This is a genomic window from Neorhizobium descurainiae, assembly GCF_051400715.1.
In the GTDB taxonomy this organism is placed as follows: domain Bacteria; phylum Pseudomonadota; class Alphaproteobacteria; order Rhizobiales; family Rhizobiaceae; genus Neorhizobium.
The window spans coordinates 1-2,042 of sequence record NZ_JBLFFK010000065.1 but is presented as its reverse complement, the minus strand read 5'-3'; the positions used below and the strand labels follow the sequence as shown (position 1 = coordinate 2,042).

Annotated in this window: 2 protein-coding genes; both read right to left on the bottom strand. The window is 63.6% G+C overall.

The annotated features are described in order from the left end of the window. On the bottom strand, positions 1-1,563 hold a 1,563-nt coding region (locus ACMGE0_RS33395), incomplete at its 3' end, for a condensation domain-containing protein (protein WP_436820143.1). Further along, positions 1,563-2,042, bottom strand: a 480-nt coding sequence (locus ACMGE0_RS33390) for a phosphopantetheine-binding protein (RefSeq protein ID WP_436820142.1), incomplete at its 5' end; no start/stop codon positions are given. The genes ACMGE0_RS33390 and ACMGE0_RS33395, both read right to left, overlap by 1 nt.

The following is a 2,042-nucleotide window of genomic DNA, read 5'->3' as shown; positions in this document are numbered from 1 at the left end:
CGCCTCGGTCTCAGGCGCAAGAGCCGCCTGGCCGGCGATGCGCTCCGTCACCACCACGAACGGATAGTCGGCGGGCGCGGCGCTCGACGTGCGTTGAGACAATTCGATCTGCGCCACGTGCTTCGGCTCGCCAAAGGCGTCGACAAGCTGCCTGAGAACATCGAGATAATGTCCGGCCAACCGGCCGATCGTATCGGCCTTGAACAGATCGGTCTTGTAAGAAACCAGGATGTCGAAGGTTTCGCCCTGGTCGATCGCGTCGACGACGATGTCGAACTGGGCGGATATCGAATCCCGGCCCTGCGGCGCGCCGGTCACGCCGTCGAGCGATATCCGTTCGCGTCCCTTCTGATGCATGTTGAACATGACCTGGAAGAGCGGCGTCGTGGAGAGGTTTCGGGTCGGCTGCAGTTCCTCGACCAGTTCCGCGAAGGGGACATCCTGGTTTTTCTGCGCTTCGAGGACGCGCAGGCGCGTCTGCTCCAGGAGCGAGGAAAGCATCATCGCTCCCGAAATGTCGGCTCTGAGAACCAGCGTGTTGACGAAGAAGCCGATGAGCTCCTGGGTCTCCAGCCGGTTGCGGCCGGCCACCGGCACGCCGATCCGGATGTCGGACTGGCCGCTGTAGCGGTAGAGAAGCAATTGCAGTGCGCAGAGCAGAACGACAAACGGGGTTGTCCCGCCCCTGCGCGCCACATGCCGGAGGCGGGCACTCACCTCGGCCGGGACATTGATGCCGATTTGTCCGGCCGCGTCGCCGACGCTGTTCGTTCTCTTTCCGTCGAGGGGGAGTTGCAACACGGGATGCTCTTTTCCGAGCCGCTTCCGCCAATAGGAGAGCTGCTGCTGCAGCTCGTCGTGATCCAGCCACTCTCGCTGCCAAAGCGCGTAATCGCGATAGCGAACATGAAGCTCCGGCAGGACGGCATCGCGTCCGTCGCGGGCAGCGTTGTAGAAGACGGCGAATTCGTTCATCAGGATCGGCATCGACCAGGCGTCGGAGACGATGTGATGCATGGCGAAGTGCAGGACATGATCCGCTGCGCCCAGACGGATGGCCGTCAGCCGCAAAGGTACGCCGTGCTTGAGATCAAACGGCGCTTGGGCCGCCTCCGCCAGGATTTCGTCGAGCCGAGTCGAGCGGTGAGGCTCGGCTAGATCACCGATTTCCAGAAGCTGCCAGGAAACGGAAGGCTCGGTGTCGATCGTCTGGAAGGGAACGCCGTCGATCTCCCGAAAACGCGTCCGCAGACTTTCCTGCCGTTCGATGAGCCGCCGGGCAGCTGTCTGAAGAGCGTTCCAGTCCAGTGCTCCGATCAGGCGCACCTTGCCGACGATGTTATAGGCGGAACTTTCGGGATCAAGGCGCCACAGGAACCACAGTCGCTCTTGCGCCGGAGACAGCGGAATGTCGGTCCCTTCGGTCTCGAACCTGTGGATGCGAAGGTCGGCTTGCGAAATCCCGAGGGCCCGCAGCTTCTGCCGCAAGGCGGACCGTTCGGAAGCCGGCAGGGCGCAGTAATGGGCGGCGAGCTTTTCCTTCCGATCGGCCGGCATGTCCATCAGGCGTCTCCCTTTCCGAAGGTCATCAACAGGTCGGCGAACTCTTCGTCCGAGAGGCTTGAGAGTTTGTCCTGCCCCTGGCGCTCGTCACTCGTCGTCAGGGACGCGATCGTCGGATCCATGACGAAGGCGGAGGGCCGGACCGTCATGCCGAGCTTTCGGTTCATCAAAGCGAGCATGCGCATTAGGGCCAGGGAATCGCCACCGATTTCGAAGAAGTTGTCGTTGACGCCGACGGTGTCGAGGCCGAGGACGTCCTGCCAGATGGCGGCGAGCGCGGCTTCGGTCTCGGTGCGGGGAGCGACATAGGCTGCAGCCGAGGCAAGCTGCGGGTCGGGCAGCGCCCGGCGGTCGAGCTTGCCGTTGACGGTGAGCGGCATGGCGCCGAGGAAGGTGACGGATGCCGGCACCATGTAGGATGGCAGCCGTCCGGCCAGGTGAGCCCGCAGCTCCTCGGCGGTGACGGCGTCCTTGTCGGC